A 3821-nucleotide genomic window follows, 5' to 3' on the forward strand; every position below is an offset into this window, starting at 1 on the left:
GTAGGTCTGAAAAAGAATTTCAATTATTTTTCCTCCAGAAATGGAGTCAACCTGCCCGTGTAACTGATATTAAGTTTGGGCATGGCCCGGGTGCAGGCAATATAAAGCATCTGTCGATTGGGCTCGGTATGGTAATTTTGCCTGTTGGTCCGGGGGACGATCAACCTGGTTAAACTCCAGCCTCTTGGCTAAATGAGCCGAGCTGATGACCACACCACCGGTAAAGGCGACACTGGATGGATTCAGAAGGTGAATATCTTCAGAAGAACGATCCAATAAAAATTGGCCAAAAACGACATTCCTTGTTTTACATTATGTGTTTTTATCCACAACAACCACTACCGCTATTCATACCTTGCAATCTAAATCCATTTGGCCCATGTTCTATTGTTACGTTTTCAAGTGTTGAAAGCAATTCTTTTTCAACGAAGAAATCTATATTTTCTAAATGAACTACTGTTTCGTTTGGATTGGGCTGAAAAGCAACCTCCATTTGAATGGCTGGGCCGCAACAGCCCTGTGAACTGAAAATATGGATACCGGCCCCCGGTTTTTCAAAACCGTCAAGGACTTTTTTTAACTCTATAGATGCTTGTTCTGATACGTTCATACCAATGAAGTTTTATGTTTATACAAGTTATCTGTGAAAATGTTTTCACTTAAGTATTTAATAGCTGTTAAACCTATGATCTCATGCTGATAAAGGGGTATTTTAAACAAAGGCTTATCCCCGAACAATTCTTTTGCATTGTGCAGGTAATGTTGCTGTAGTTTCCAGCGTTCGCGCGAAAAATCATCGGGACAATCGGTCTCATTTATGATGTTGTTCAGAAAAACGCCCTGAATGGTAATCCCTACCCTTTCTAAAATCTTCATGGCCCGTAAACCTTCGTTGAGTGGCGTAAATTCGGGATAAGCCACCAGCATAAAAGTCGTCTTATCTTTATTTTTCAACCGCTCAATCAGCTTTTGTATTTTACCATCCGAATCGCCGGGATTTAAAGCTGTTGATGATGCCGTGTTTTCCTGGTTTTTCGAATCAATCTGTTGTTGATATTCGAAAGGCAACTCCAGAAGGACTTCCAATCACTATTTGGTTCCCACGGTTCATCGAGAAGTTCTACTTCAACTTCATTTACTCCTGGCAATTCAGATACCGCGTTTTATATTTGTTGCGTTATCCATCCGCTCAATGGGCAGTCTGGCGCCGTCAAAACAAGACCAATTTTAACCTTCTCTCCGGTAATTTTAATTTCGCGGATCATATTCAAATCCACAATGTTTGCGTCAAGTTCAGGGTCAACAACCTGGCGCAAAGCTTCCCGTATTTCTTGCTCATCTACCTTACTCATATTCAATCTTTTATTTTAGCATACCACGAATGATGATATCGACTGCGGTTTCTTCATCAAGCCCACGAGCCATTAAAGTTTCCAGTCCTTTATGGTTGACTGACCCGATTGCCGCCTCGTGAGTGACCCGTGCACTCTCATCTTTTACTACCACTTTTGGAAGATTGCTGGCAGTTGCCTTTCCCCGTACAATTTCAGTACAGTCCATATGTCCCTTCGTATGGGGTGCATTCCCTTCTGCTGTTGTAAACACTTCGCTTGTGGCATCATCGCGACCGGCAATACGGGTTTTTGTTAAGCCCCTGGCCCCGTATCCGTTTAAATGTAAAGTCTCTGTAACTCCTATTTGATCATCTGCCAATCCATAAGCTTTTGTTGTTAGTTCGGCCACACCGTTTTTTCCTACCTCTACATCGTAATCAAAGGTTAATTTTCCAACTCTGCCATGGACCAAACTGAAGCCTGTAATGAAAGTACCGTTTTCTTCTACGTTGACTTTGGTTTTTGGCAGCACTTCTATTCCCCCTTCTTTCCCATGAAAGTGTGATTCGTTGTAGATCATTGTCGCACCAGGGCCCACATGAACGTTTGCGTCCATAATGTGTTTCAGTTTCATGGCGTTGGGGAAGGTGCAATGCGTTAAAAATTTCACTTCCGCCCCGGCTCCTATATCATAGTTTGCCAGAATTTGTTGTTCTCCTTCTTTTGGGAGCATCCCAAAACAAAGATGTACCGGTTTTTGTAATTTGGTTCCGGCTTCCACTTGAATATGAGCCCGCACACCATTGGGTAATTCTTCTGCTTCAAAACTAACCCCGGGTATTTCATTCGCCGAAAGCACCCGGTTTGCATTGACCACTAAAAAAGCGGCATTCGAATTTTGCAAAGGTTCAGGATTCCCACCTGCCTGCTCATACGCGTTCAGTATAGATTCAAACTCTTTAGCCCATGCGGGTTCAGTAGTTTTACTATGATATGATTCTGTGGTATTATTTTTCATAACTATATCTTCCTTTGGTCTGCTACTTCATCCCAGGGTTGATCCCCGCGTATTTCCCTATGGGGCTGGCAACGCTTACCATAATATGTACGGGTATCACCGGGATTTCCACTAAAAACAATTTTTCCCTGGCATAAAAGGGATGCTGAATCGGCTACTTGCATCATTTCATCGTGATGGGTAATTAACAGGATGGTGGTACCCTGAGCTGCCATTCGCTTAATTATGTTTGAAATATCGTTTAATGACAGGGTATCCACACCTGAATCGGGTTCATCCAGGATTGCAAGCTTAGGCCGCATGGCAAAAACAGCTGCAAGCTCAATACGCTTGCGTTCTCCACCTGACAGGGTGTGATCAACGGGTCTGTTTAAATACCATTCTGGCGACAGGCCAACTGCTTCAAGCGCTTCACGTATATGATTCTCGTCAGCCTTCTCCATGCCTAATGCCAGGTATGCGCCTGTAGTTAATCCCTCGAAACGGGCAGACTCCTGCCACGCCAGGGTAATCCCAAGCCGGGCCCGCTGAGTAATCGAACTTTTTGTGATATCCTGTCCCTCGAATTCAATTCTCCCCTTATCAGGCTCATAACCTGAGCAGCCCATTAAGGTATAGGCCAAACTCGATTTTCCCGAACCGTTCACTCCAAGCAATCCGTGGATCTTCCCCTGCCGGAGATCCATGTTGATGTTCTGTAATATGTTTTGTTCATTTTTTCGTACGTATAAATTTTTTATACGTAAAAGAGATTCATCCATATTAATACCCCCTTTATTTCACAAAATAACTAAATTTTACCAAATAAAGATTATAAAACGAAAACAACCGTTCAGTTATACCTACAATGTCCATTCTGGTATACTTTCGCATGATCATATCACTCCCGTTGCTTTTTTACCATTGTGCCTGTTGGCGAATGCTACCAGTGAGAGCATCACCGGAACCTCGACTAGTACGCCTACTACGGTAACCATTGCTGCAGGTGATTGCAATCCGAACAGTGCGATGGCCACTGCTACAGCCAGCTCAAAGAAATTGCTGGCGCCGATCATGGCTGCCGGAGCCTTCACATCGTGCCGTAGTTTCAGGAACCTACCGCCATACCAGGCAATGAAAAAGATGAAATAGCTCTGGATGACCAGCGGTACGGCTGCCAGAAGGATCAGCAGCGGCTTTTCAATGATCCTTTCTCCCTGAAAGGCAAACAACAGCACCAGGGTGGTCAGCAGGGCGATGATAGATACAGGCTTGAATCTGGGAAGAAAATTGTTTCGAAACCATTCTTCCCCCTTTTTCCATATCAGCCGCTTTTGGGTGATAACACCCGCAACCAGGGGTATGACCACGAAGATAAGAATGCTCGATAACAACGTTCCATAGGGTATGGTAACATTGGTAATGCCCAGCAGGATCCCCACAATGGGTATGTAAGCCACCAGGATGATCAGGTCGTTCAGGGAAACCTG

At 44.0% G+C, this 3821-nt stretch carries 6 protein-coding genes; all 6 read right to left on the bottom strand.

Annotated elements, in window-relative coordinates:
• Positions 1-322: 322 nt before the first annotated feature.
• The gene (locus KGY70_18530) at positions 323-610 is read right to left on the bottom strand and encodes a hypothetical protein (GenBank protein ID MBS3777199.1); all 288 of its coding nucleotides are present in this window, start codon (positions 608-610) and stop codon (positions 323-325) included.
• Positions 607-1086, bottom strand: a complete 480-nt coding sequence (locus KGY70_18535; protein ID MBS3777200.1) for an ArsA family ATPase — start codon at positions 1084-1086, stop codon at positions 607-609. Before KGY70_18535 ends, KGY70_18530 begins: the two co-directional genes overlap by 4 nt.
• A gap of 77 nt (positions 1087-1163) precedes the next feature.
• Positions 1164-1352, bottom strand: a complete 189-nt coding sequence (locus tag KGY70_18540) for a DUF59 domain-containing protein (GenBank protein ID MBS3777201.1) — start codon at positions 1350-1352, stop codon at positions 1164-1166.
• A 10-nt stretch (positions 1353-1362) separates the two neighbouring features.
• On the bottom strand, positions 1363-2352 hold the full coding sequence (locus tag KGY70_18545; GenBank protein ID MBS3777202.1) for a SufD family Fe-S cluster assembly protein: 990 nt from the start codon (positions 2350-2352) through the stop codon (positions 1363-1365).
• A 2-nt stretch (positions 2353-2354) separates the two neighbouring features.
• Positions 2355-3113, bottom strand: coding sequence for an ABC transporter ATP-binding protein (locus tag KGY70_18550; protein MBS3777203.1), 759 nt, complete (start codon positions 3111-3113; stop codon positions 2355-2357).
• Between the two features lie 114 nt (positions 3114-3227).
• Positions 3228-3821, bottom strand: a 594-nt coding sequence (locus KGY70_18555) for an arsenical-resistance protein (GenBank protein MBS3777204.1), incomplete at its 5' end; no start/stop codon positions are given.

It is taken from the genome of Bacteroidales bacterium, assembly GCA_018334875.1.
In the GTDB taxonomy this organism is placed as follows: domain Bacteria; phylum Bacteroidota; class Bacteroidia; order Bacteroidales; family UBA12077; genus JAGXLC01.